The organism is Pseudomonas sp. O230 (assembly GCF_045447035.1).
Taxonomy (GTDB): Bacteria; Pseudomonadota; Gammaproteobacteria; order Pseudomonadales; family Pseudomonadaceae; genus Aquipseudomonas.
In genome coordinates this window covers 512,290-535,491 of record NZ_JBJGXN010000003.1, presented here as the reverse complement: position 1 = coordinate 535,491, position 23,202 = coordinate 512,290, and the positions used below count along the sequence as shown (strand labels likewise).

General features: G+C 56.2%; 25 protein-coding genes and 3 pseudogenes. 18 read left to right on the top strand and 10 right to left on the bottom strand.

Annotation, left to right across the window (positions count from 1 at the left end):
• Positions 1–97 precede the first annotated feature (97 nt).
• Entirely contained in the window at positions 98–592 is a 495-nt protein-coding gene (locus tag ACI77H_RS08895) for a cupin domain-containing protein (RefSeq protein ID WP_407011547.1), read from the bottom strand.
• Positions 593–933: 341 nt separating this feature from the next.
• Between ACI77H_RS08895 and ACI77H_RS08890 the strand changes: the two are divergent.
• Positions 934–1,059, top strand: a pseudogene (locus ACI77H_RS08890) (phage infection protein); the annotation flags it as partial.
• A 144-nt stretch (positions 1,060–1,203) separates the two neighbouring features.
• On the opposite strand, the gene ACI77H_RS08885 reads toward ACI77H_RS08890, so the two are convergent.
• On the bottom strand, positions 1,204–1,557 hold the full coding sequence (locus ACI77H_RS08885; RefSeq protein ID WP_407011546.1) for a cupin domain-containing protein: 354 nt from the start codon (positions 1,555–1,557) through the stop codon (positions 1,204–1,206).
• A 128-nt stretch (positions 1,558–1,685) separates the two neighbouring features.
• On the opposite strand from ACI77H_RS08885, the gene ACI77H_RS08880 reads away from it, so the two are divergent.
• Together ACI77H_RS08880 and ACI77H_RS08875 are read left to right on the top strand one after the other, a co-directional pair.
• Positions 1,686–2,003, top strand: a complete 318-nt coding sequence (locus ACI77H_RS08880) for an isochorismate lyase (protein ID WP_407011545.1) — start codon at positions 1,686–1,688, stop codon at positions 2,001–2,003.
• 179 nt (positions 2,004–2,182) lie between these two features.
• On the top strand, positions 2,183–2,902 hold the full coding sequence (locus ACI77H_RS08875; protein WP_407011544.1) for an SDR family oxidoreductase: 720 nt from the start codon (positions 2,183–2,185) through the stop codon (positions 2,900–2,902).
• Between the two features lie 563 nt (positions 2,903–3,465).
• Here the strand turns inward: ACI77H_RS08875 and ACI77H_RS08870 are convergent.
• On the bottom strand, positions 3,466–4,926 hold the full coding sequence (locus ACI77H_RS08870; protein WP_407011542.1) for a transporter: 1,461 nt from the start codon (positions 4,924–4,926) through the stop codon (positions 3,466–3,468).
• A gap of 130 nt (positions 4,927–5,056) precedes the next feature.
• On the opposite strand from ACI77H_RS08870, the gene ACI77H_RS08865 reads away from it, so the two are divergent.
• A complete protein-coding gene (locus ACI77H_RS08865; protein ID WP_407011540.1) occupies positions 5,057–5,545 on the top strand; it encodes an Lrp/AsnC family transcriptional regulator in 489 nt (162 codons plus the stop codon).
• Positions 5,546–6,144: 599 nt separating this feature from the next.
• Positions 6,145–6,360 (top strand): annotated as a pseudogene (locus ACI77H_RS08860) (channel protein TolC); the annotation flags it as partial.
• A gap of 76 nt (positions 6,361–6,436) precedes the next feature.
• Here ACI77H_RS08860 and ACI77H_RS08855 read toward each other — a convergent pair.
• The gene (locus ACI77H_RS08855) at positions 6,437–7,363 is read right to left on the bottom strand and encodes a Gfo/Idh/MocA family protein (RefSeq protein ID WP_407011539.1); all 927 of its coding nucleotides are present in this window, start codon (positions 7,361–7,363) and stop codon (positions 6,437–6,439) included.
• A 114-nt stretch (positions 7,364–7,477) separates the two neighbouring features.
• The gene (locus ACI77H_RS08850) at positions 7,478–8,074 is read right to left on the bottom strand and encodes a DUF4157 domain-containing protein (protein ID WP_407011537.1); all 597 of its coding nucleotides are present in this window, start codon (positions 8,072–8,074) and stop codon (positions 7,478–7,480) included.
• A gap of 116 nt (positions 8,075–8,190) precedes the next feature.
• Here ACI77H_RS08850 and ACI77H_RS08845 point away from each other — a divergent pair, with 116 nt between their 5' ends.
• Both ACI77H_RS08845 and ACI77H_RS08840 read left to right on the top strand, forming a co-directional pair.
• Positions 8,191–8,352 carry a DUF2986 domain-containing protein gene (locus ACI77H_RS08845; RefSeq protein WP_407011535.1) on the top strand — a complete coding sequence of 54 codons (162 nt, stop codon included), beginning with the start codon at positions 8,191–8,193 and terminating at the stop codon, positions 8,350–8,352.
• Between the two features lie 247 nt (positions 8,353–8,599).
• A pseudogene (locus ACI77H_RS08840) lies at positions 8,600–8,956 on the top strand (efflux RND transporter permease subunit); the annotation flags it as partial.
• A gap of 117 nt (positions 8,957–9,073) precedes the next feature.
• Here ACI77H_RS08840 and ppk2 read toward each other — a convergent pair.
• Positions 9,074–9,991 carry a polyphosphate kinase 2 gene (ppk2, locus tag ACI77H_RS08835; RefSeq protein ID WP_407011533.1) on the bottom strand — a complete coding sequence of 306 codons (918 nt, stop codon included), beginning with the start codon at positions 9,989–9,991 and terminating at the stop codon, positions 9,074–9,076.
• A 234-nt stretch (positions 9,992–10,225) separates the two neighbouring features.
• Here ppk2 and pstS point away from each other — a divergent pair, with 234 nt between their 5' ends.
• From pstS to ACI77H_RS08805, 6 genes are all read left to right on the top strand, one after another.
• A complete protein-coding gene (gene pstS / locus ACI77H_RS08830) occupies positions 10,226–11,257 on the top strand; it encodes a phosphate ABC transporter substrate-binding protein PstS (RefSeq protein ID WP_407011532.1) in 1,032 nt (343 codons plus the stop codon).
• A gap of 70 nt (positions 11,258–11,327) precedes the next feature.
• A complete protein-coding gene (gene pstC, locus ACI77H_RS08825) occupies positions 11,328–12,293 on the top strand; it encodes a phosphate ABC transporter permease subunit PstC (protein WP_090454569.1) in 966 nt (321 codons plus the stop codon).
• On the top strand, positions 12,293–13,186 hold the full coding sequence (gene pstA / locus ACI77H_RS08820) for a phosphate ABC transporter permease PstA (protein ID WP_407011530.1): 894 nt from the start codon (positions 12,293–12,295) through the stop codon (positions 13,184–13,186). The genes pstC and pstA overlap by 1 nt, the downstream gene beginning before the upstream one ends.
• 2 nt (positions 13,187–13,188) lie before the next feature.
• Entirely contained in the window at positions 13,189–14,022 is an 834-nt protein-coding gene (gene pstB, locus ACI77H_RS08815) for a phosphate ABC transporter ATP-binding protein PstB (protein ID WP_371856345.1), read from the top strand.
• A 98-nt stretch (positions 14,023–14,120) separates the two neighbouring features.
• Complete coding sequence (locus ACI77H_RS08810) at positions 14,121–14,819, top strand: hypothetical protein (protein ID WP_407011528.1); 699 nt, start codon at positions 14,121–14,123, stop codon at positions 14,817–14,819.
• Complete coding sequence (locus ACI77H_RS08805; protein WP_407011561.1) at positions 14,819–15,454, top strand: hypothetical protein; 636 nt, start codon at positions 14,819–14,821, stop codon at positions 15,452–15,454. The genes ACI77H_RS08810 and ACI77H_RS08805 overlap by 1 nt, the downstream gene beginning before the upstream one ends.
• 11 nt (positions 15,455–15,465) lie before the next feature.
• On the opposite strand, the gene ACI77H_RS08800 is transcribed toward ACI77H_RS08805, so the two are convergent.
• Positions 15,466–15,879, bottom strand: coding sequence for an arsenate reductase ArsC (locus tag ACI77H_RS08800; RefSeq protein ID WP_407011526.1), 414 nt, complete (start codon positions 15,877–15,879; stop codon positions 15,466–15,468).
• Between the two features lie 125 nt (positions 15,880–16,004).
• Positions 16,005–16,778: a ParA family protein gene (locus ACI77H_RS08795; RefSeq protein WP_407011524.1), complete on the bottom strand. Its 774-nt coding sequence runs from the start codon at positions 16,776–16,778 to the stop codon at positions 16,005–16,007.
• A gap of 158 nt (positions 16,779–16,936) precedes the next feature.
• On the opposite strand from ACI77H_RS08795, the gene ACI77H_RS08790 reads away from it, so the two are divergent.
• Complete coding sequence (locus ACI77H_RS08790) at positions 16,937–17,719, top strand: CHAD domain-containing protein (RefSeq protein WP_407011522.1); 783 nt, start codon at positions 16,937–16,939, stop codon at positions 17,717–17,719.
• Positions 17,720–17,821: 102 nt separating this feature from the next.
• Positions 17,822–18,001, top strand: coding sequence for a hypothetical protein (locus tag ACI77H_RS08785; RefSeq protein WP_407011521.1), 180 nt, complete (start codon positions 17,822–17,824; stop codon positions 17,999–18,001).
• Between the two features lie 133 nt (positions 18,002–18,134).
• Here ACI77H_RS08785 and ACI77H_RS08780 read toward each other — a convergent pair whose 3' ends face one another.
• Positions 18,135–19,049, bottom strand: coding sequence for a pyridoxal-phosphate dependent enzyme (locus ACI77H_RS08780; protein ID WP_407011520.1), 915 nt, complete (start codon positions 19,047–19,049; stop codon positions 18,135–18,137).
• 48 nt (positions 19,050–19,097) lie between these two features.
• Positions 19,098–19,322: a RidA family protein gene (locus ACI77H_RS08775; RefSeq protein WP_407011518.1), complete on the bottom strand. Its 225-nt coding sequence runs from the start codon at positions 19,320–19,322 to the stop codon at positions 19,098–19,100.
• 191 nt (positions 19,323–19,513) lie between these two features.
• Here ACI77H_RS08775 and ACI77H_RS08770 point away from each other — a divergent pair, with 191 nt between their 5' ends.
• The 3 genes from ACI77H_RS08770 (at position 19,514) to ACI77H_RS08760 (ending at position 23,192) form a co-directional block, all read left to right on the top strand.
• Entirely contained in the window at positions 19,514–21,130 is a 1,617-nt protein-coding gene (locus tag ACI77H_RS08770; protein ID WP_407011516.1) for an arylsulfatase, read from the top strand.
• A gap of 68 nt (positions 21,131–21,198) precedes the next feature.
• Entirely contained in the window at positions 21,199–22,467 is a 1,269-nt protein-coding gene (locus ACI77H_RS08765) for an OmpP1/FadL family transporter (RefSeq protein WP_407011515.1), read from the top strand.
• Positions 22,468–22,514: 47 nt separating this feature from the next.
• The gene (locus ACI77H_RS08760) at positions 22,515–23,192 is read left to right on the top strand and encodes a DUF3313 domain-containing protein (RefSeq protein ID WP_407011514.1); all 678 of its coding nucleotides are present in this window, start codon (positions 22,515–22,517) and stop codon (positions 23,190–23,192) included.
• Positions 23,193–23,202 lie beyond the last annotated feature (10 nt).

Here is a 23,202-nt window from a genome sequence, read left to right as displayed (position 1 = left end):
GATTGCAGTTGTTCGCAGAAGGTACATAACGGTCTTGGTACCCGCCTAGCTAACTTTTAAAACCAATTAAATCCTGAACGATTCCTACAGCCCTTTCTTACTTCGACGCATTACGTGGATCATCGTGGCTATCAATATACTCAAGGCCTAGCGGACCCGTTCCGTAAACCTGTGAAATGTACTCTCCTGATTTAGCCCAGTGAAAGTGTGGTGTATTAGCCGGAAGTATCACCACGCTGCCAGGACCGTAAGCAACCAGTTTGGCCGGATCGAAAACCGTACCGAAGCCAATATAGAAAACACCGGACATGACGGTGTAGATGCGATCCTCAGGATGTGTATGGGGCATCAATTTTGTGCCATTCGGCACTTTGACTCTTACCACATAGGGGGCTGGCTTACTCGGGTCGCCGGCCACCACAGCCAGTTTCACTTCTTTGGGGAAGGCTGGAAAGCTGCGCCACTCAACGTCTTCATTATGTAATGCGCCGACCTTATCAAGTGGCAATGGTTGGGCCTGGGCGAACGCCATTGTTGCGCTGGTGGCAACAAGCGCAGCCAGACAAGCAGTTTTCATCATGTTCTTGATCATGAAAGGCACCTTAATTACGCCGTAAAAAAATTGATATCGTCACCTGCGCCGCGAGTAAATACGCTGGAAAAATCGAGGCGGGTCGTGTGCGGCTTACTGTATTTGTCACTGGCGGCAATGAGAATGGTGTTGTTGCGCATTACAGTTGATACGCAATGTAATCAATGCTCTGTCACATTCCGGTGGCCAGGGCTGCACCGCATTATCACGCTCTCCAAAGGTATGCCGCCCGCCCTATCAATGCCGTCAATGGTCACCATCACGTCAATGAAGTTCTCTTAAAAAATCCGCGGCGTAACATCCGCTCCATACCAACCAAAAACACCCCGGAGCACACGATCATGAAACGCCAAACCATTCTCAGCATCGCTTTCTCGGTTTTTGCAGTTAGCGCTTTCGCCGCTACCTCGACTCACCCGGTTGTCGCTGAAGGCGGAGCGGATCGTCTGATCGAAAGCCGCGCTGCATAAACAAATCGCGTCACCGCAATACCCAAAAAGCCCGGCCTGATCAGCCGGGCTTTTTCGTGTTCATTGGCTCATCCTGACTAGGTTTTTTTACCTTCTGGCTTCTTATCAGGAGGGTGCAATGGATACGAGCACAAAGCGCGGTCAGCGAGCGCACCCTTGCCTGACAATATCAACCGAGATCTCCACCGCCGCAATTGTTCCTCTGTTCTCAAGCCAATGCGTGGTGTTCCTGTCCTCGGGCCAGCCCACTCCCGGCCCATAGTCCGTGGCGACGCCGTCTCGGTGGTCGGTGATCGTTCCTTGCAAGATGTAGACGGTGCCTGGTCTGTCTTTATGGTTGTGAATCGGCCCGAAGACGCCTCCAGGATCGATGGTCACCAAACGCATTCTAAGTTGGCGCCCCGCCATGCCCTCGATCTCAGGGCCGAGGTCGACCGTTGCCAATAGCTTCACCGCTACCCCTTTCGTTTCAGGGGCCACCTGTTCATTGTTCATCGCGCTCTTCTCTGTACAGACAGGGGTCTGAATAGAAGTAAACACCCTTATAGGTGTGATCAGTGGGGAGGCGACAAAGGGTCAAACTCGGACTATTTATTAATTGCTTAACAAAAGGAGGTATCTACATGGACGTCATAAATCAGGTTCAGCCCGCAAAGTGCGCAGGTATGGAGGACATCCGACGCGAGATTGATGCCCTGGATCAAGCCGTTATCACGTTGTTAGGAAGGCGATTCCAGTACGTACTCGCGGCTTCGAAGTTCAAGACCTCTGCGGCCTCGGTACAGGCTTCGCAGCGATTCGCTTCCATGCTGGTAACACGTCGCGATTGGGCCACGGAAGCAGGCCTGAGCCCGGATGCAATCGAAAAAATGTTCCGCGACCTGGTAACCCACTTCATCGCCGAAGAATTGAGACATTGGACAGCTCAACAGTCTGAATGAATTGCATTGGTCTACAGGCGTTTCTGAACACAGGGACAGGTTTGTTAAATCAATCTGGCCCCCTTTTTTACGTTGATCTGCCACTTCGGAATATCTGGAAACAGCCGACTGGTTGTCATTCGTTGAATCGTCTGCTTGCATACCGTCCCTGATCAGCACACACGTCAAGGAGACAATCGATGAAAACCATGGTGGTAGGCGCAAGCAAAGGTTTGGGCAGAGCGTTGATCGAGGGACTGGGTGAGGTGGGGGACACGCTGATTGGTGTTTCCCGTACCCGCCCCGAAAACGTTATGCAAAAGGCCGGTGTACATGTGCGGTGGGTTGAAGCCAACCTGGGTGAATCGGCGAAGGCTGTGCAGGTCATCGAACAAGCGGTGGTCGATGACGGATTGGATACGCTGATCTACAACCTGGGAATATGGGAGGAGTTGGCCTTTGATCCGGTGTACGACTTTCTCGCCGACCACGACGACCAGCTACAGGCCATCGTCAACTGCAACATCACCTCGACCATTTTGCTGATCAAACGATTGCTTCCAGTGCTGCTGAAAAGCGCCAACCCAAGAATCATCCTGACCGGATCGACTTCAGGCTTGCCCCAAAGTGGACGGCCCGAAGTTGCCTTCGGCGCTTCCAAGTTTGCCCTGCACGGTATTGCCGATGCCCTGCGCGAGGGCTACCGGGATCAGCGATTGGGGGTGACTTGCCTGAACCTGGGCTATCTGAACACCGAGGACCCGCTGAGCACGTCGCGAGCGCTTGCCGAGCAGAGAGGCGAAGGCCATCTGATCCCCGTCCATGACGTCGTGCACGTCGTACGCATGGCCTTGAGTCTGTCTTCGGCAAGCTTCGTCAGGGAACTCACCTTGCCCGCGATATTTGATGAACGCTTCTGATTGGGGGCCGCCCTTAAGTGTCTCCGCCTGAAGGCTTTGGGTCGGTGCTAGCGCATGCCCCAAATGGCATGTCCCTCGACATGGTAATGACATACGGTGCCTGCACCGGATAGTCCTTGGGCGTTGTCCGCTACCGTAAATCAGCGACTGTTCAAACGTTCGCTGATTTGAGAAAAGAGAGTTTCCATAACTGTCGCGTCCTTGAGTCGAGATGTTCCCTTCCAGCCTTCGATTTTCCTGAGTCACTTCGACAGGGCGCCCTTGCCAAAAGCAGCCACTCCCCTCACTGATCGCCTCAATGACGCTCCGAAAGCGAGAAGGCAGCGTTCTCAGTCAGCACTTTTACTCCCTACCGAAATCTGCGTGAACGCAAGGTAGTAACCGTTGCAGGCGCAATGCCGAACCCCCTTGATCCGTAAGGCATGTCCTGGAGTGGCCAGGCGATTTCAGTCTTGTCTCTCGCTGATTCGTAATGGGATCAAAACGTACAACGTTCGCGAGAATGCGACAGGACTTCCCCAAATATCCTGTTGGGTGAAGGTGAGGACCCGCTGCGCTGGATGCTATCCAAACCACCCGCTCAGCACCCCTGCGCCCAACGCAACCAATGCCGTATTGAGGCAGACCAGCGCGAAACCAAACCTTACCAGTTCACCCTCTTCCGTGGCCTGGGTTTTGGCCAGTCCCAGAATCAGCATGACGATCGACAGAGAGCCCAGTGCCGCATGCCCTGCCGAGCTGTTCTGTACCGCTGCGAGCAATAAGCGAGAGGATTCGGGCAACATCGCGATGGCCGGCATGAAGATCGCGTTGCCGCCAACGTTCGATCCCGTCATGTAGCCTGACAGCCCGCCAAACAGCGCCACCAGCGACGTCGCGGCGGTGGGCGACAGGCCCGCCAGCAGTTGCATCAAACCCGCCAGGAAGCCGGCCTTTACCATCATCTGCGACATCGCGAGAAAGAAGAAAATGGTCAGCAATGGTCGCTTCGCGCGGGCCGCCAACGCAGCAGGCATACAGACGTCCGGCGCTGGCTGGCGTGGTGTGTTGCGCGTGTGAACATTTAGCCCGATCAGCACCAGAATCAGTGCCAGCCCCGGTGAGGCCAGTGGCTTCCAGGTGACTTGGTCGCCCTGTATGACCCAGCTGTCCTGCCAAGCGGTGATCGTCCACACCATCTTCAACGCGACGATGTAGGCAACCAGCAACAGATACGGCCAGGCCTGACGCGGCCATTGCACCGCACCGCGCTCGCTATCGCTGCGGCGCAGGCGCCACAGCCCGGCAGACAGAACTGCAACTGCCGTCACCAGGCCCGCGGCAACGCCGGCCACTTCCGGCCCTAACCACCGACTTGCACTGTAAAGCACACCCACAAACAGCAACCAGAAAACGCCCAGCGCCCGCCATTCCCGAGGCTCACGAACGCCCGCCAAATAGAGCGACATCGCACTGAGGGCGAAAAAAACCGGTGCGCTGGTGAGTGCCGAGGTCGACGCCAGCGCGGCGGTGTCCAGGTGAGCCAGCGAGGCGCCAATGACCGTTGCCAGGCCCAGCGTTCCCCACGGCATGATTGCCATGCCGGCCAGCGCGATGCGTAACGCGACCCGGCGCTCGAAGAGGCTGAGCAGTAGAGGCACCGTTGCGATCAATGACACGCCGAAGCCGGTCATCGCTTCCAGCAACGGTGCCAGCCCGAGGACGATGAACGCCACTTGATCGCCGCGGCGCAAACCCAGTGAACGCACCCATTGGCTAAGTGCCAGGTTAACGCCCAAGCGCTCGATGAAAATCACGAAGGCCAGACCCGGCACGATCACGAAGGCCGTACTCGCAAACAACACGACGGTATCTTCAGCAGCGGCGACCATACGACCCGGGTGCCACGCGTCGGCGGCGCCTGCGAGCCAGAGCACCACGACGAGTAGAGTGCCGGCGATGGCCGCGTGAATGGGCGGCCGGCGCAGTACGACGAGCATGGCTGTCACCAACAGGACAGGGGAAAGATGAAACAGTGCGAGCATGCCAATTATCCTGTGTGAATTCCCGATCAAGGCGGCGAGAGCCGTCTGCAGGCAAGATAATATTTCTCACAGCTAGATAAAGGGCCGCGGTTTTCTGGTAGTTTTCGAGAAAATTTCTCACGGGCCTGACATGGCAAAATACGACGCTGCCTCTGAACCACTGGATAAATTCGACCGTGCCATCCTGGACCTCGTCCAGCGCGACAACACCACACCGCTGCGCCTGATGGCCGAGCAGGTCAATCTCTCCACGGCCGCCGTGCAACGCCGCCTCAAGCGGATGGAAGAGAGGGGCGTCATCACCGGCAATGTCGCCATCGTTGATCCGACCGCGGTGGGACGGCCGATCACGATCATTGTGGAAGTGATGGCCGAGCGTACGAGCATCGAGGCACTGGAGGCGATGAAGGCACACTTCGCGGTGCCCGAAGTTCAGCAGTGCTACTACGTCACCGGCGAAGTGGATTTCGTTCTGGTGTTAACCGTTGCCAGCATGCAGGAATACCAGATGTTGGCGCGGCGATTGTTTGCCGAGAATGCCAACGTGACCTGGTTCAAGACGATCGTGGCGCTGGACCGTGTGAAAGTCGGGCTCGATGTACCGAGCGTGCCCGGTTAAGCGCTGGCTCAAGAGCGTCTTGCGCAGAACCGCCCTCCCCTATACCGACATGACGTTCCCTGCGATATCCCCCCACGATGAGAGAAATCCCCCATAAACGGGCTGTATTACCCGCATCCTGTTTCAACTTTCATTGGCCAAGGAATCAGGTTGCGCCGCCCGCGGGGAGTTATGGGCTGTTAAATGTTCTGGCATAGAGAATGCTGTGGGCTCACTAGTGCATTAATTGAAAGTTTGAAGTTGTTATTACCGAAAAACAGCTTTCCACCTGCGCCGCAGATCAGCCGCGCATTGCCAGCCCTGCTGAGGAGTTACCTTCATGCGAAGTGAGCCGCTAATCCTCATGTTGGTGCTGATGCTTTTGATCTTTGCGATCGGCGCAGCCTGGAGTCTTATCAGCTTGTTCAGCAATTAGGCGTTGTTTCTGATGCGGATGGGACCGGGCTAACCTAGGTAGCAGAAGCCGTGCGCGAAGCGGCCCGGCGCTTATAAAAAAGGGAGGGCACCTATGCCCTCCCTACCGCTTTCCACGCGTCTGTGACAGTACCGATCAGTACCTCAAGTGGCGAGAATGAAGTCCGTGGCGCTCACTGATTTAGACACGCAAAGGCTTCAAGGAAGGAGGCACCAGCCCCCACTCCGATGTCCTCAATGCCGAAGAGCGGCTGTTCGTTGCGCGCCACGATCTGTTCGAGGGCAAGCTGCGTTACTTGATGTCGCGCCTGCGCCTGGCCTCTTCGGTGGGCAGTCAGGGCGACGACGACATCGACCACATCAACGACTGCCTCGGCCCGGAACTGTTGGTCACCAACTGACGTTCACCTGCGCGGAGTTTTTTAACCGATTCCGCTTTCTATCTGCAGAAGTCGCCCCTCTGCGTTTCCAGGTGGGCTAATCGTAGAACGGCGCGACCAACGCCCGACTGCCGACAAAAAAGCTATCGGCCACCAACCGCAGCGGCTGGAGGTCCAGATCACTGGCCTTGGCGCCAATCAGTTGATGAAAATGTCGATACACCGCCGCGTACTCGCCCTCCTCCGATACGGCCTGGCGCACGCCATCGATACTCAACAGTGCGCCGCCGTTGTCCAGTCGCAAGATGCCTTCGGCGCAGCGAATTTCGATGCTCCAGAGTTCGTCATGACCGTGGTCGAAATCGAACTCCGCGCGGACGTCGAGATGGCGTGCGTCAGACATTTTTATGGACGCGGCGATAGGCGACTGGCAGTTGCCGGGGACGCGCAGTTCGGCAGACTCGACAAACAGCGGTAGCGCCAGCAAATGGGTGGCAATCGACAAGGCATTGATGCCGGGATCGAAGACACCAAGTCCGCCGGGTTGCCAGATCCATGCCTGGCCGGGGTGCCATTTGCGTACGTCTTCCTTCCAGTCGATCTGTACGCTTTGCAAGGTGCGGGTGGCCAGCCAGTCACGGGCGGCCTGGATGCCGGGCGCGTAGCGCGAATGCCAGGCGAACAGGCCGCTGACGCCTTGCTCACCGACCTGATGCACCAAGGCCATCGCTTCACCCAGGGTGGCGCACGGCGGCTTTTCGACCAGCACATGTTTGCCAGCCGCCAGCGCTTGCTGCACCAGCGCGAATCGTCCTTGTGGTGGTGTGCAAAACGCAATCGCATCCACTGGCGGGCCGTTTTCGAGCAGCTCGCTCAGGGACTGAAAATTCTCTACCCCGGCGCAGGGCGGCCCTTGCGTTGCGACAGCGACCAACTGGAATGCGGAGTTGGCGTTGATTGCTGGCACGTGTTGATCCTGGGCAATCTTGCCGTAGCCCACCAGACCGAGACGGATCGGTTGCATCAATGACTCCTGTTTTTTTCTTATTTGGGGAAGCGAACTGGCGAGATTACGTTTGTGCGGCGGGGAAGTCATTGATGACGTGCAGAGTTTCACCTGCCATGTGAGCGCTGCCCTTCATTCAGTCCTTTCTCGCACCGACCGCCTGACCTCAGCCTGTATGGCATAAGCCGGCGCCTCCACAGCATTGAAATCTTGCGTGTACCGCTGGGCAAATCCTTCTACCCCCCATTCCTGAAACTGCTGCACATGCTTCAATTCGTGAGCCCAAAGCGCGATGTTCTGTTCTGCGGTTTGTGCATCCCGAAAAAGGATGATGTCGATCAGCGTCACGGCGCCGACATCGGGGTTTTGCAGCATGGCCGAGGCCGCGCTGAATTGGCCGTTGTCGCTGACTTTGTAGTGCACGGCATCGAGAACAACGGGATCGTACCAACGCAGCAGTTGCTCGCGAATGTGCGGCGGGATCGGTTGGATGCCGGCGCTGACTGCTTCGGCGCGGGCTTGGGTCAACCACAGCGCCAGGGCAGGTGCCGCGATCTGGTAGATACCGTCAGGCACGGGACCAAGCATCGGTCCCAAGTCTGGCAGGCAGATGCAGCCGTCCAGGCACACCTGTTTCTCACCCGCTGGGCAGGTGCTGGTCTGGGCTGGCGCTTCCAGTGTCAGGCAAAGAACAAGCAGTGCCACCAGGCGCATGGTGATGGGCGGCATGGGGCCCTCCAGGAACGGAAGCAGCGCGAACAGTGAGTTACAATATCGACGACCCGCAAAGCTTCTGCGTATCCCTATCGGTATCATTCCAGAACTTACAAGCTGAGTAGAGAAACATGAATCGTCAAAAAAAAATAAAGCAGCTGTTAAAGGCTCACGCCAAAAAGGCCAGCGCCAAATTGGCACCGCAAAGCAAGACTAAATACGTGAGTAAAGCTGACCGATTGAAACTGGCGGCTGAAGCCAGCCAAGACTCAATCATTTCCGCTGAGAGCTGATTTAGTGTTTTAAGCTCCCGTTGCTGAACACCCAGGCCCAGCATCCGGAAGCCTGGAGAACAGTTTAGTTCAGACTTGACCTGCCCCACCGAAACGCATCGACAGCGACTAAGCTTTTTATTGGACCTGACCAATCATGTGCACCGTATTTGACCAGAATGATTGGTGGCGACATGACCGGCAGAGAACCGCCAAAAGCTGCCATTCACTTAAGTAAATCGTAGCGATATAACAACAGAACAACTCGGGCATCATTGCACTGGGCGGCATGATCATGCGCAACGCAGTGATCCTGATCGATCAAGTGCAGATCGAGATCGCCGAAGGACGCGACCCGTGGAACGCGGTGCTGGACGCTGCCATTCACCGGGCCCGTCCGGTGATGCTGACGGCGCTGGCCACCGTACTTGCAATGATCCCGCTGACGCGCAGCGTGTTCTGGGGGCCGATGGCAATTGCGATCATGGGCGGCCTTACGGTGGCGACGGTGCTGACGATTTTCTTCGTCCCGGCGTTGTACGCCGCATGGTTCAAGGTGGGTCGCCAGACGACCGCTGACGCTCATCAGTTACAGGGGGACGCCACGTTCGCTTCTGACTTATAAATGCCGGGGCACTGTGCCCCGACTTCACCGCAATTAGAAGGCTTGCGAGGCGGTCGTTCAGGCTATTCGGCTTCGAATGCTGCTCTCCAATCGAAGCGCGCCCCGCTCCAGCCTCTCTTAATAGACTTGAGGAACGATGAGTTCCGGTGGCGTCGGGCTGCGGGAGTAATCCTCCTGTCTTACGCGTTGCGGTAGCTCGATCACCGGTAACTCTACTTCTTCATAGGGCATCTGCCCGAGCAGGTGGTGGATGCAGTTAAGTCTTGCTTTCTTCTTATCATCGGCTTGCACCACCCACCATGGCGCTTCGGCGATGTGGGTGCGTTCCAGCATCACTTCCTTGGCCTTGGTATAGGCTTCCCAGCGCCGACGGGACTCCAGATCCATGGGGCTGAGTTTCCACTGCTTGAGCGGGTCGTGAATGCGACTGAGAAAGCGCAGGTGTTGTTCCTGGTCGGAAATGGAGAACCAATATTTGATTAGCTGAATGCCGGAGCGTGCAAGCATTCTTTCGAACTCTGGCACGGTGCGGAAGAACTCTTCGTACTGATCGGCGTTGCAAAAACCCATCACCTGTTCGACGCCTGCGCGATTGTACCAACTACGGTCGAAGAGCACGATCTCACCCGCTGCCGGCAGGTGTGAGACGTAGCGCTGGAAGTACCACTGAGTACGTTCGCGGTCATTGGGTGCAGGCAACGCGGCAACCCGGCACACGCGAGGATTGAGCCGTTGGGTAATGCGTTTGATGACACCACCTTTGCCCGCGGCATCACGACCTTCGAACAGAATGACTACTTTGTGACCTGTCTTTACCACCCAGCTTTGCAGCTTCACCAATTCGCCTTGCAGGCGGAATAGTTCGCTGAAATAAACTCTTCGAGCTTCCTTCTCACTTCCTTCCTCTAGCTTCTCATCGAACAGAGCATTCTGGTCAGTGCCGTCTTCGGATAATTCCAGTTCCAGCTCTTCGTCACTGTGATCAAGCAGCTCACGGTGGATGCGCTGTATCAGGGTGTCTTCGGTTGATAGCATGGGAGCAACTCGCGTCGGGAAGGGCCTGAGTCAGTGTTAGTCGTACTTTGTTACGAAGTAATTACAAAAAACTTTGCTTCAAAGCAGGCTCGCATCAGGGGCGACTACGGATGCAAGGCGATATCGAGCTGGCAGACAAGTCCGTCAGCGGGATCTTGTGCCACCCGACTTTCATAAAAGCGTAACAAGATTGTTGCAGAGTTCCGGAGCCCGCTATCACAAGGAGTTCCTTCGATGAAAAATTTGATGAAGTCTGCTGCGCTCGCCATTACGGTTTCTCTTTGTGCAACCTCAGTGTCTTTCGCTGCAGAAAGCGTTCGCCTGACAGGTTCCGGCGCCAGTTTTCCGGCTCCGATTTACCTCACTTGGTTCAAGGATTTCAGCAAGAAAACCGCTGGCGTCACCGTGGATTATCAATCCAAGGGCAGCGGTGCAGGTGTGCAGGACTTTCTGAACAAAACCGTTGATTTCGCCGCCAGCGACTCGGCGATGAAAGACGAGGACATCGCCAAGGTTGCCGAAGGGGCGCAATTGTTGCCGATGACCGCGGGTGAAATCGTCCTGGCCTATAACCTGCCAGGCAGTCCTAAAGGTCTGAAATTGCCACGCGACGTTTACTCCAACATCTTCCTGGGCAAGATCACCCAATGGAACGACCCGCAGATCGTCGCGGCCAACCCGGAGCTGAAACTGCCTGCTACACCGATCACCGTTGTCGTGCGTGCAGATTCCAGCGGCACCACCGCGGTATTCACCAAGCACTTGGCGGCAATCAACCCGGCGTTCAAGCAGGAGTTGGGTGAAGGCAACACCGTCAACTGGCCAGCCAGCGACAAATTCATCAAATCGCCTAAAAACGATGGCGTGACCGCTACCGTACGCCAGACCCCGGGCGCCATTGGCTACATCGAGTACGGCTTCGCCAAGCTGGCCAAGGTCGACTTTGCCCAATTGCAGAACAAGGCCGGTCACTACGTTGTGCCGAATGCCGAGAGCGGTGCCGAGGCTCTGGCTGCGGTGAAGATGCCTGAAAGCCTGGTGGCCTGGCTGCCTGATCCGGATGGCGCCAAGTCCTACCCGATCACTTCCTACACCTGGATGATCTTCCGCAAGCAGAACGAAAGCCCGGCCAAGGCCAAAGCCATGCGTGAAATGGTCGAGTACAGCCTGACTGAAGGTCAGAAAATCGCCGATTCGATGGGCTACATCCCCCTGCCGCAATCGGTCGTCGATCAGGTTCGCAAAGCTTCCGCCAACATCCAGTGACGCTCGCGAGACCTCTCGGCGTGTGCTTCCAGCCTCGCCGGGAGCGTTCTCCCCTACGCCGGAATAGCCCATGAACAAGCCATTTGTCGTACCGGTCAATCCGGATTCCGCCTGCCGTCCACCGTCTGCAAAGGATTTTCTGGTTGATCGCACCTTCCGCGCACTGGCGCGCATCGGTGTGGTTCTCGTTCTGGCGCTGGTCTTTGCCTTGGTGTTCGAGGTGGGACGCAAGGCACTTCCAGGTATGGAGAAACACGGTTTTGACGTCCTTTTGGGGACCGTGTGGGACGTGAACCAGGGCAAGTACGGCATTCTGCCGGCCATTTGGGGCACGCTCTACAGCGCCTTCATCGCCTTGATGATCGCAGGCTTTTTCGGCGTCAGCATGGCGATTTTCCTGACCCAGGATTTCCTGCCCGCGAAACTGGCGGCCGTTTTTCGCACCATTGTCGAATTGCTCGCGGCCATTCCCAGCGTCGTTTATGGACTGTGGGGCATCTACGTGGTGATCCCGGCGATTCGTCCCCTCACGGATTGGCTGAACAGTGAACTTGGCTGGATCCCCTTTTTCGGCACGACCTTGAGCGGACCGGGGCTGTTACCTGCCGCGCTGGTGCTTGCCATCATGATTCTGCCGACTATTGCCGCCGTTTCGCAGGATGCCCTCACCGGCGTTCCGATGAAAACCAAGCAGGCGGCCTATGGCATGGGAACCACCCATTGGGAAGCGATTCTCAAGGTCATGGTGCCCTCCGCTGCCACCGGCATTTTTGGCTCGCTGGTGCTGGGTCTGGGCCGGGCCTTGGGTGAAACGATGGCCCTGGCCATGTTGGTAGGCAACTCGAACAACATTTCCCTTTCGCTGTTTGCACCCGCCAATACCCTGGCTGCCTTGTTGGCGTTGAACTTCCCCGAGGCGGGACCGACCGAGATCGAGGTGTTGATGTATGCGGCACTGGTCCTGATGCTGATCACCCTGATCGTGAACGTCATCGGATCCATGATCATGGTCTATGCCCAGCGAGGTACGAAATAATGACTGATCTCACTTCCCCTGCGGCCGCGTTGCCCAGCCTGCAGCGCAAGTTTGAAGGCCGCGCCCTGCGCAGCCTGGTGCTGACGACGCTGGTCTGGGCTGGCGCCCTGCTGGCCAGCGTGCCCCTGATTTCCGTGCTCTACATGCTGATCACCCGCGGTGGTGCCCGTCTCAGCCTGGAGGTGTTCACCGAACTGCCGCCGACCGGCTTTGAGACTGGCGGCGGTTTCGGCAACGCGATGGCAGGCACCTTCGTAATGGTTGGTATCGCGGCCGCCATCGCGGTTCCGATCGGCATCATGGCGGCCATCTTTCTGGCTGAGCTGGGGCCGGATAGCAAGCTAGCCAATGCCGCGCGCTTTGCCGCCAAGATGCTCACAGGGCTGCCTTCGATTTTGGCCGGGGTTTTTGCCTACGCCCTGGTGGTGATGACCACGGGTACCTACTCGGCACCGGCAGGCGGCGTGGCGCTGGCAGTATTGATGCTGCCGATCGTTGTGCTGACAGCTGAAGAATCGATGAGGATGGTGCCCAAGATCATGAAGGATGCCGCCTATGGCATGGGCTGTACCCGATCGCAGGTTATCTGGAAAATCGTACTGCCTACCGGCCTGCCGGCGATCCTGACCGGCGTGATGCTGGCGGTGGCTCGTGCAGCTGGCGAAACCGCGCCGTTGTTGTTTACGGCCCTGTTCAGCAACTACTGGATCTACCACGACGGCAGCCTGGCGGTGATGAATCCGACCGCATCGCTTGCCGTGCTGATTTACAACTTCTCAGGTATGCCCTTCGACAATCAGCTTGAGCTCGCATGGGCTGCCTCGCTGGTGTTGGTGATGATCGTGCTGATCGTGAATATCATCAGCCGTATTTTTGGCAAGCCAAAGTTCTAAGAATGGGAGCACATAGTGTGAATGTATTATCTGCGCAAAAAGTCGCCCCGCTCGAGACCCAGGTACCTGTGGTCATGGATTGTAAGCTCGACAAGATCTTTTACGGCAATTTCATGGCGGTACGTGATAGCCATGTGCCGATCGAAAAAAACAAGATTACTGGATTCATCGGTCCTTCAGGCTGCGGCAAAAGTACGGTTCTGCGCAGCCTCAACCGGATGAATGATCTGGTCAAAGGCTTTCGTTTCGAGGGCCATGTGCATTTCCTCGGGCAAGATGTCTATGGCAAGGGTGTTGATCCCGTGGTTGTGCGCCGCTACATCGGGATGGTGTTTCAACAACCAAACCCGTTCTCGATGAGCATTTTCGATAACGTTGCGTTTGGCCTGCGCCTCAATCGCTATCAGGGCGACCTGGGTGACCGCGTCAAGCACGCCTTGCAAGGCGCTGCGCTGTGGGATGAAGTCAAGGACAAACTCAAGGTCAGCGGCCTGTCCCTCTCGGGCGGCCAGCAGCAACGACTGTGTATCGCCCGCGCCATCGCCACCGAACCGGAAGTCCTGTTGCTGGATGAGCCGTGCTCGGCACTCGACCCGATTGCCACCCGCCGTGTTGAAGAATTGATGGTCGAGTTGAAGAAGGATTACACCATCGCGCTGGTGACTCACAACATGCAGCAGGCGATCCGTGTCGCTGACACCACGGCATTTTTCTCGGTGGATATTTCCCAGGGTACGCGTACCGGTTATCTGGTTGAGATGGGCCCCACGGCCCAGATATTCGACAATCCCCGCGAGCAAATGACGAGCGATTACATCAGCGGCAAATTCAGCTAATCGACAAACGTCCGGTCAAGACCGAAAGCAGCCAATGGCAAACGACATTGGCATGCCTTCGGTCTTTTTACCTCTCACACTTCTAATCAGGATTGCCAATGTCCGCAAAGCGTCGTCTTGACTTGCCAGCAATCGAGCGTGCACTCCGTAAGGTGCAGGGTCGCTTTGCCGAGCTCAGCAGGCACTTCACCGAGCCGCGTGATCCCTTGACTGACGAAGTGCTGCGCAATGTGGTTGATGGCTATGCGCTGATTGACGACTATGTCGCCCGTGGTGTCGATCTGTTCGATCTTCAGCAACTGAACCTGATGCTGGAGATCAATGCCACCGTTCTCTGCGGCCGAGACCCGGCACGTCGTCTGGAGTACGCTCAGCACCTCGCGGCTACCGAAGAACACTTCTTCAACAACGTTGAAGGCGGGATAAAGGACTTGTACAACTGGTACTGTGCGTATCGCAGCGAATCTGTCTGGAAGCGTGCGGCCGGCGTCTATGTACGAATCCTCAGCAAGCCGCAATTGTTCATTGAAGGCAATAACCGCACTGGGTCGCTGATCGTCAGTTACTTGCTCATGCGTGCAGGGCTGCCGCCGTTCGTACTGACGCTGGACAACGCCGAGGGTTACTTCAACCCGTCATCCGTCATCCGCAACTCCGCCAAACATGGCGTCAAGGCCTTGTACGAATTGCCCAAGATCAAGAAAAAATATGCAGCCTTCCTGGAAGAACAAGCGCCTGACCCAAGGGAATTTTTTGTGAGCGACAAACCAGTGCCCGTCTATCTGGGGGGCGAATGATGAGCAGGTATCCGATGCTCGACAGATGCCGGGTTTCCAGCGGTCGAGCGTGGCAAGCAATCAAGCGTTCCATTCCGATGGACGCGTTCAGCCGCCAGCGCATCCGTATTTCGTTTGATATCGATGACACGTTGGCCTGTCAGGCCCATCACTGCGCTGTCGAGCACAGCAGGCTGCCGGCTTTTGTTCATCGTTGGCTGGGCGAGCCATTGCGTAGGGGAACACGCGACCTGACCCGAGAGTTACGCCGACAGGGATGCAGCATCTGGGTCTACACGTCGTCCGGTCGGACACCGTCTTACATCAGGCGCTGGTTATTACTGCACGGTATCCACGTTGACGGTGTGGTCAACAGTGTTCGGCATAACCATGCCCTGACAGCGCATGGGCTTTCGAACTCCCCTTCGAAGTTTCCACCCGCATTCGATATCGACTTGCATGTCGATGATTCCGAGGGCGTGCAGATTGAAGGCTATGATCACGGTTTTCGCGTAGTGGTCGTGCGTCCGGATGATGAGAATTGGGCGCAGAGCGTTTTAAATGCAGCAGCTGAAGTCCAGGCACAGTTAGCTTGGCAGCAACCGCACAGAAACACGGAGCCTGCGCAACAACGCTCAGAAGCTTTTTCCTCCTGAATATCGAAACATCACGACCTTGTCTTTACTGTGACGAACATTTTGATGCGGTCGTGAATCTCTTGGAGTGCATGACGGAAGGGCTCATGTTTCTCACTGGTCGTCGGGTCTTCAAAACTCCACACGATGACCTCACCGGAGGACGGCATCCGTGAAGCTTCTTCAGAAGACTTATCACACAGAGTGATCACGTAATGAAACTCTTGCCCTTCAAATTCATTGATCGATTTGCTACGCAAGCCATTGGTCTCTATGCCAATGTGTTCGAGAGACTCCAGGGTGCGAGGATCAACCTCGCCGGGTTCGAGGCCAGCACTGAAAGCTTCAAAGTGTGAAGAATCAGTGTGGCGAAGCAGCGCTTCGGCCAGCAAGGAACGGACATCGTTTTTTGCGCAGACAAACAGCACCCGGAACTTGTCAGCCATTCCTTTCACCCCGCTTGGACAGTTGATCTGAATAATGCCAATGCTCAGTTAAGCAGCGTTTTTGATCGCCCGACCTCAAGTCGATGGAATGCACTATTTCCAAATCTTTCAGTGCCCGTGCCGATTCAGTCTGCCTCCTCCAGCAGGTGCAAGAGATCAACAAACTGGCCTGTCAGCTTGTGATGCCGGTCGAGGTGAATCAAAGGTTGGCAACGCTCATGTGATTCACGCATCTTCACCGAGCTGCCGAGATACACCGGAAGAATCGGCAGCCCTTCCGCGATGAGTTCTTTGACCAGATTGCGGTGAAAGCCAGTGGTGCTGACGTAGTGATTGATGACAATCCCTTCAACGACCAATGACTCATTATGGTCCCCCTGAAGTTCTGCCACCTGTGCCAGCACCTGGTACAACGCCTGACGAGCGAAGGTATCGCAATCAAATGGAATCAAAACCGCATCCGCTGCGATGAGTGCACTGAACGTATAGAAGTTAATCGCCGGAGGCGTATCGATATAAACCCGGTCGTAATCCTGGGAAATGTCGTCCAACAGCCGACGCAGCTTGTTTATCTTGAATTTCGCTTCCAGCTTGGGCTGCAAATCCGCAAGCTCGCCGCTGGCAGTGATGAGGTGAAGATTGTCGTAGGGTGTCTCAACGATATGAGCGCGGCTTTTTTTGGTTGCCGGCCCCGGAGACAAGGTTTGCTTGAAAAAGTCCGCAATACCCACCGGGATGTCGTCCCCGGTCAGGCCGGTGAGGTAATAAGTGGAGTTGGCCTGGGCGTCCAGGTCGACAACGAGCGTCCGGTAGCCTTCCATTGCGCTTGCAGCAGCCAGGTTGCACACAATACTCGACTTGCCTACCCCACCTTTTTGATTGAAAACAACACGACGCATCAACACCATTCCTGCGACAAAAGATTCCAGTCTATCGACTTCCCGCGAATCCACAGCGGCAACTTGATGAATTTTATATTGCAGTGCCCGTGCGCAATGGCTGCAACGAACAATAGCTCTGCTACGCTCTGCGAACGCACTCACAAGCGAGGACGATGATGTCTTTTGTCGACGATTTTGTAGCTCAGATCATTTCCCTGGAAGTCTCCCTCTATCACTCGCGCGCCCGGCTACAAGCCAACAGCGACAGTGAAGCCCTGCATGATCTGAGGATCGCGGCGCGGAAAATACGCAGCCTTTTGCGCCCGCTGCGTAACATGCCTGAGGTCTCAGCGTTGAATCAGGCTGCCGCTGAAGTCGGTAGAGTAACTACCCCCACGAGGGATCTGGAGGTCATCATTGGTGAGTTGCAAAAAATGGGCTATCACCACCAGGCAGCGAGTCGAGCCGCAGCCCTCACAAAACAGCATCGAAAGATCTCCACCAGCCCGGCGCTCGACAATCTGTTTGCCGAACTGGATCGATGGCCAGAGATATTCAGGACAGCCGAGAGAGCCGGCGAACTGGTTGATATCAAAAGACAGATAGAGAAAGCCCTGAAGAAAAGAATCACTCAACTGATCGCCGGCCTTCGGGACAAACATTTTGATCGGCACGAGCTAAGGATCATTGTGAAAAACGCGAGATACCTCTCCGAGGCGTTTCCAACACTGTCACCGCTCAAGGCAAAATCCAGGGATCAATTGAAGTCGGTACAAGCGTCGCTCGGCTCATGGCACGATCATCATCAATGGTGCCTGCGGGCCGAGGCGGAACCTGATTTGCTCGAAATCTCCCCCTACTGGAAAGTCGCGTCAGAACAGGCGTTGGCTGATGCCGAGTTGAAACTAGCATCGCTGCTTGATCACCTGGAGAAAGACCTAGCGAAGTCTAAAAAATGATATCAAATAGCCTTGAAACCCCTGATGTAGAGCCTCTGATACTTTTTTAATCATCAAAAAAGTGCGTTACCCTCCGCTGCCTCGACAGCAAAGGGTTTGCAGATGAAAATCACTATTGAAACAAATGAGCAAGGAAGCGGTTGCAAAGTTTGGCTAGGCGAAACGGCAGTTTCGTTCCCCAACCTGGAGGACGCTAAAACCTACATTGCCCAGCTCGAAGAGCGGATAGAGGCGGCCTCTCATACATTTGCTCAGGATGATGGAGCGTCTGAAGTTAATTAAGCATCTCGCAAGAGGTCGACGATGAGGCCAATCAGACATCCCAATATCATTGATACCACGAGGAATAGGCTGTCACTCCCTCGGTGCGCGTCACGAATGAGGCTCCAGCTTGATTTATCTATGGAACCTTTATTCATTTCTTTGCCGACCACTGCTGGATCTGTGCAAGGGTCGCAGTGGCTCCGCCACATACCACCAACAGAACGTTGTCGTATCGGTCTAGCGCATGAGGACTATAGGCTACGGCGAGCGCGGCACCGCACGCAGGCTCAACAAGCACACGGTGATCCAACAGAAAACGCTGGCACGCATCGAGGGCATCCTGATCAGTGACCGTTACGCTTTTTACGTTGTGAGTAGTGGAATACTCAAATGCCTGGTTGCAGATCCGCTTGGCTCCAAGAGATGTTGCAACTGAGCTGATGCCTTCTATTTCCACAGGTTTACCAGCCATTATTGCGGCGTGGAAAGAAGCAGCGCCTTCAGTTTCCACTGCTATGACTGGAATGTCCTGCCATCCATTGCGATACAGGCCTTCGACTACGCCGCAGAGCAACCCTCCACCGCCGACTGAGAGCACTACCACATCAGGCTTTTGGCCAAGCTCGGCGACTTCGTCGATCAGAGTCGCATGCCCAGACCAAAGAAGCGGGTCGTCGAACGGATGGATGAATGCATCGCTGGAGGTCATGAGTGTCAATGCCAGCTGGTTTGCCTCCTGCCAAGAGCTACCGTGAACGATTACTTTCGCCCCTTCCAACGCGAGCAACTCTTTTGCTCGTTCAGTCGTAGTTTCCGGAACAACTACCGTCACCGGGACACCTAACACACGCCCGGCATACGCTACTGCCAGTCCTGCATTGCCTCCCGAAGATGATATGAATCTCGTAGCCTCACGCGCGTGATGAATTTCACACGCGTGGCCGACGCCGCGCAGCTTGAAAGAACCACATGGCTGAAGAGCGTCGAGCTTGAGCCAGATGGTGCCCCCGGCTATGGCGCTCAGCGGGCGAGATTCAATAAGGGGGGTGTTGATATGCAGGGCCATAGTGAGTTTGCTCTCAATACAAGTGGACAGGATGGCGGCAATTTTGATTCAGAAGGCCTGAGGCGCTAAAGCCTGGACTTCAATCTCGACATCCAGATCAAACGCCAGCTTGGCGCTGACGACCGACCGAACAGGGAAGCCGTTGCTGAAATACGCTGCGTAAGCCTGATTGAAGTCTGAGAAATGCTTCATATCGGATAGCCATACAGTGACCTTGAAAATATCTTCAAGCTTCGCACCGACCGATTCCAACGTATGCGATATGTTGTCCATGATCACTTGCGTTTGAGCCTTCACATCCCGTTGATAGGCGTTGCATCTGCCGCCATGGAGACCTGACCGGATAGAAATAAAAAGCCGCTGGCTAATTTGCCAATCAAATCTACGCTCATCGCGGGGGATCCAAACAGAGGGGCGAGCGGGGGCTCGTTCCAAGTGCTCACTTTGTTGCACGGGATCTCGTTATGAATCAGACAAAGCTCACCCAACTCATTTCAGCGTCTATGCTGCTGGTTGCATGGGTATGTCCCAGCATCACATTAGCGGCTGAAAAGTTACCGCCCAATATCGTGGTGATCATGGGCGACGATATAGGCTGGTCCAATATCGGTGTCTACAACCAGGGCATGATGGCCGGCAGAACGCCCAACCTCGACCAATTGGCCAACGAGGGCATGCGCTTCACCGATTATTACGCCGAGGCCAGCTGCACTGCCGGACGCGCCAATTTCATAACTGGCGAACTGCCGATCCGCACTGGCATGACCACGGTCGGCCAGGCCGGCTCGCCCATCGGCATTCCCGCTGAAGCAGTTACCATCGCTACCGCACTCAAATCCATGGGTTACTCCACCGGTCAGTTCGGCAAGAATCACTTGGGCGACTTGAACGAGTTCCTGCCCACCGTGCACGGCTTCGACGAGTTCTTCGGTTACCTCTACCACCTCGACGCCATGGAAGACCCGGCACATCCCAACTACCCAAAAGAGCTGTTGGACACCGTGGGCCCACGCAATATGGTCCACAGTTGGGCAACCGCTACCGACGACACGACGGTGATGCCGCGCTGGGGCAAAGTCGGCAAACAGAAGATCGAAGACGCCGGCACCCTTTATCCGGAGCGGATGAAAACCGTCGACGACGAGATTCGCGACAAGGCCTTTGCCTTTGTCGACAAAGCCAAACAGGACAACAAACCGTTTTTCCTGTGGCTTAACCCGACCCGCATGCACATCGTCACGCACCTCTCCGACAAATACGAAGCCATGCGCAATTCCCAGAATGGCTGGTCGGAACAGGAAGCCGGCATGGCGCAGCTCGATGATATCGTCGGCGACGTCATGGCCAAGCTGAAAAAAGACGGCATGGATGACAACACTATCGTGGTCTTTACCACTGACAACGGTGCGGAGAACTTCACCTGGCCCGACGGCGGCACTACGCCGTTCGCCATGGGCAAAGGCACGGTGATGGAAGGTGGTTTCCGCGTTCCGGCGATCATTCGCTGGCCGAACAATGTCCCGGCCAATACCATCGCCAACGGCCTCATGTCCGGCATGGACTGGTTTCCGACCTTCTTGGCGGCGGCGGGGAATCCGAACATCGGCGCCGAACTGCTCAAAGGTAAACAGCTGGGTGACCGCACCTACAAAGTCCATCTGGACGGCTATGACCAGACGCCACTGATCACCGGAAAAGGCCCGTCCAACCGGCATGAGATCTTTTACTTTGGCGAGAGTGCGTTGGGCGCGGTGCGGATCGATGACTACAAGTACCGGTTCATCGATCAACCGGGCGGCTGGATGGGCGCCAAGGTTGCAGTAGACGTGCCGATCCTGACTAACCTGCGCCTCGATCCGTTCGAACGTATGGGGTGGCCGGAAAACCAGGCCGCCCAGGGTTCCCAACAGTACTTCGACTGGTTCAAGTTCCAGTTCTGGCGTTTCGTTTTCGTCCAGCAGCAAGTGGCGAAACTGGCTGAAACCGCGATTGAATTTCCTCCGATGCAAAAAGGCGCCAGTTTCAACCTCGACTCCGTCAAAGCCAAGATCGCTGCGGCTCGGGCGGAAATGGCCAAGTAAGCCACTGAGTAACGGGTGGCAGACGCCGGCCACCCTTCTTCGGGAAGTACTTTTGCCGAGGTAACCCAATGCCAATGAAAACGTCCATCCTATCCGTCTCCACCCTGCTTGCCCTGTGCTGCCAGCAAACGTATGCCGGCGGCATCATGCTCTACGAAATCGGCACCGATAATGCTGGCCTTGCCAACGCCGGTGCGGCCGCACGGGCTCAAGGTCCATCCACGATCGCCAGCAACCCGGCCGGCCTGAGTTACCTGCCGGGCACGCAAATCACCGGTGGTTTGCAGGTGCTCTACGGCAACTTGAGCTTTGATCGTGACAGCAACACCAACGGTACGGGCAACGGCAGTGGGAACGCCCTCGACCCGATTCCCGGCGGCAGTTTTTTCATCAGCCATCAGCTGGACGAGCACTGGAGCGTCGGTTTTGGCAACTACGGTGACTTTGGCCTGGCCGCCAATTACGACAACGAATGGTCCGGCCGCTACTTCGCTCAGAACGCCAGCCTCGCGGGTTTGTCGTTTGTGCCCAGCGTGGCGTACCGCTTCAACGAGCAATGGTCAGTCGGTGTCGGCGTGAAAGCCATGTACGGCATGTTGCAAGCGCAGACCGCCATCGACCGCTCGCCGTTCGGACTCACCGACCGCAGCGACGGCCAGTTCAAGTACAAAGACAACGACTGGGGTTTTGGCGCCAACGTCGGGGTGATCTACGCCCCGCAAACCGGCACTCGCATTGGCCTGGCCTACACCAGCAAGGTCGATCTGGACTTCGAAGACGGACTGGACGTCAAAGGCGATGGCCCACTGTTGCGACGCCTCGATGGCCTCAATACCAAACTCGGCATGACCGTGCCGCAAACCGTGACGTTGAGCCTGTTCCAGCAACTCGACCCGCAATGGGCATTGCTGGCCTCGGTCAACTGGCAGGACTGGTCCGAGTTCGGTGACATTGCAGTGCAAGTCGACACCACCGCCGTCGGCGCCGAATCGACAACGATCAACGCCCATTTCAAAGACACCTGGCAACTGGCGTTCGGCGCGCAGTACCAGGCCACGCAAAAACTGCTGTGGAACGTCGGCGTGGCCTACGACAGCAGCGCGGTGTCGGATGGCAATCGCACGTTTACCGTGCCCATGGGCGAATCCTGGCGCCTGGCGACCGGGGCCACCTATGCTCTGAACAAGGACACCGACGTCAACGTCAGCTGGGCCCTGGTCTGGCTCGGCGACATGCCGGTGGACCAGACCAAATCCGCGTCGGGCGTCAGAACTTCCGGTCAGTTCGACAATGCCTGGATTCAAGCCCTGACCGGAAACATGACGTGGCGTTTCTAACCCCTTGCCAATTACAAAGCGACTTAACCCATGGAGCACACACCGCTATGAACCTCTCCCGAAAGTTGGTCATCGGCGCTGCACTGACGAGTCTGCTGCTCGGCGGTTGCACCTCGAAAGTAACCGACGAAGCGCAATATTCCGGCTATCTATCCAACTACAACAACCTGCAGGAAGTGACTACCACTACGGGTGAGAAGGCAATGCGCTGGGTGATTCCCTCCTGGAACCCGAATGCCTATGACACTGTCGTGTTCAAAGGCTTGGAACTCTATCCGCAACCCAAGCCCAATGAGCGAGTAAACCAACAGACACTCAACGATATCCAGAGCTATATGACCAGTAAGGCCAAGGGCGTGCTGGGCCAGAAATACCGGGTGGTGTCCAGCCCAGCCGCCGCACCTGCCGGGGCCAGACCCTTGATCCTCCGTGCGGCCATCACCGGGGTAAACGCTACGAACGAAGGCATGAAATGGTATGAAGTCGTTCCGGTCGCGGCCGTGGTCGGGGCGACACAAGCGGCCACCGGACATCGGGATCAGGACACAAACCTGTTCATCGAAGCCGAGTTCATCGACGCGAAGACCAATCAGACCGTGGCCAAGGTGGTGCGCAAGGTGATCGGCAGCCAACTTTCAAACGCCAGCCAGCAAATCACTACCAAGGACTTCAAGGCTGCGATTGACAAGGTGACCGACGATCTACGGGCTTTTATCCGTAATTAAGTTTTGCTTA

What these genes read in the sequence shown, in the direction of transcription:
- ACI77H_RS08895 (WP_407011547.1), bottom strand. Translation starts at nt 592, where the DNA reads ATGATCAAGAACATGATGAAAACTGCTTGTCTGGCTGCGCTTGTTGCC.
- ACI77H_RS08885 (WP_407011546.1), bottom strand. Translation starts at nt 1,557, where the DNA reads ATGAACAATGAACAGGTGGCCCCTGAAACGAAAGGGGTAGCGGTGAAG.
- ACI77H_RS08880 (WP_407011545.1), top strand. Translation starts at nt 1,686, where the DNA reads ATGGACGTCATAAATCAGGTTCAGCCCGCAAAGTGCGCAGGTATGGAG.
- ACI77H_RS08875 (WP_407011544.1), top strand. Translation starts at nt 2,183, where the DNA reads ATGAAAACCATGGTGGTAGGCGCAAGCAAAGGTTTGGGCAGAGCGTTG.
- ACI77H_RS08870 (WP_407011542.1), bottom strand. Translation starts at nt 4,926, where the DNA reads ATGCTCGCACTGTTTCATCTTTCCCCTGTCCTGTTGGTGACAGCCATG.
- ACI77H_RS08865 (WP_407011540.1), top strand. Translation starts at nt 5,057, where the DNA reads ATGGCAAAATACGACGCTGCCTCTGAACCACTGGATAAATTCGACCGT.
- ACI77H_RS08855 (WP_407011539.1), bottom strand. Translation starts at nt 7,363, where the DNA reads ATGCAACCGATCCGTCTCGGTCTGGTGGGCTACGGCAAGATTGCCCAG.
- ACI77H_RS08850 (WP_407011537.1), bottom strand. Translation starts at nt 8,074, where the DNA reads ATGCCGCCCATCACCATGCGCCTGGTGGCACTGCTTGTTCTTTGCCTG.
- ACI77H_RS08845 (WP_407011535.1), top strand. Translation starts at nt 8,191, where the DNA reads ATGAATCGTCAAAAAAAAATAAAGCAGCTGTTAAAGGCTCACGCCAAA.
- ppk2 (WP_407011533.1), bottom strand. Translation starts at nt 9,991, where the DNA reads ATGCTATCAACCGAAGACACCCTGATACAGCGCATCCACCGTGAGCTG.
- pstS (WP_407011532.1), top strand. Translation starts at nt 10,226, where the DNA reads ATGAAAAATTTGATGAAGTCTGCTGCGCTCGCCATTACGGTTTCTCTT.
- pstC (WP_090454569.1), top strand. Translation starts at nt 11,328, where the DNA reads ATGAACAAGCCATTTGTCGTACCGGTCAATCCGGATTCCGCCTGCCGT.
- pstA (WP_407011530.1), top strand. Translation starts at nt 12,293, where the DNA reads ATGACTGATCTCACTTCCCCTGCGGCCGCGTTGCCCAGCCTGCAGCGC.
- pstB (WP_371856345.1), top strand. Translation starts at nt 13,189, where the DNA reads ATGGGAGCACATAGTGTGAATGTATTATCTGCGCAAAAAGTCGCCCCG.
- ACI77H_RS08810 (WP_407011528.1), top strand. Translation starts at nt 14,121, where the DNA reads ATGTCCGCAAAGCGTCGTCTTGACTTGCCAGCAATCGAGCGTGCACTC.
- ACI77H_RS08805 (WP_407011561.1), top strand. Translation starts at nt 14,819, where the DNA reads ATGAGCAGGTATCCGATGCTCGACAGATGCCGGGTTTCCAGCGGTCGA.
- ACI77H_RS08800 (WP_407011526.1), bottom strand. Translation starts at nt 15,879, where the DNA reads ATGGCTGACAAGTTCCGGGTGCTGTTTGTCTGCGCAAAAAACGATGTC.
- ACI77H_RS08795 (WP_407011524.1), bottom strand. Translation starts at nt 16,778, where the DNA reads ATGCGTCGTGTTGTTTTCAATCAAAAAGGTGGGGTAGGCAAGTCGAGT.
- ACI77H_RS08790 (WP_407011522.1), top strand. Translation starts at nt 16,937, where the DNA reads ATGTCTTTTGTCGACGATTTTGTAGCTCAGATCATTTCCCTGGAAGTC.
- ACI77H_RS08785 (WP_407011521.1), top strand. Translation starts at nt 17,822, where the DNA reads ATGAAAATCACTATTGAAACAAATGAGCAAGGAAGCGGTTGCAAAGTT.
- ACI77H_RS08780 (WP_407011520.1), bottom strand. Translation starts at nt 19,049, where the DNA reads ATGGCCCTGCATATCAACACCCCCCTTATTGAATCTCGCCCGCTGAGC.
- ACI77H_RS08775 (WP_407011518.1), bottom strand. Translation starts at nt 19,322, where the DNA reads ATGGACAACATATCGCATACGTTGGAATCGGTCGGTGCGAAGCTTGAA.
- ACI77H_RS08770 (WP_407011516.1), top strand. Translation starts at nt 19,514, where the DNA reads ATGAATCAGACAAAGCTCACCCAACTCATTTCAGCGTCTATGCTGCTG.
- ACI77H_RS08765 (WP_407011515.1), top strand. Translation starts at nt 21,199, where the DNA reads ATGCCAATGAAAACGTCCATCCTATCCGTCTCCACCCTGCTTGCCCTG.
- ACI77H_RS08760 (WP_407011514.1), top strand. Translation starts at nt 22,515, where the DNA reads ATGAACCTCTCCCGAAAGTTGGTCATCGGCGCTGCACTGACGAGTCTG.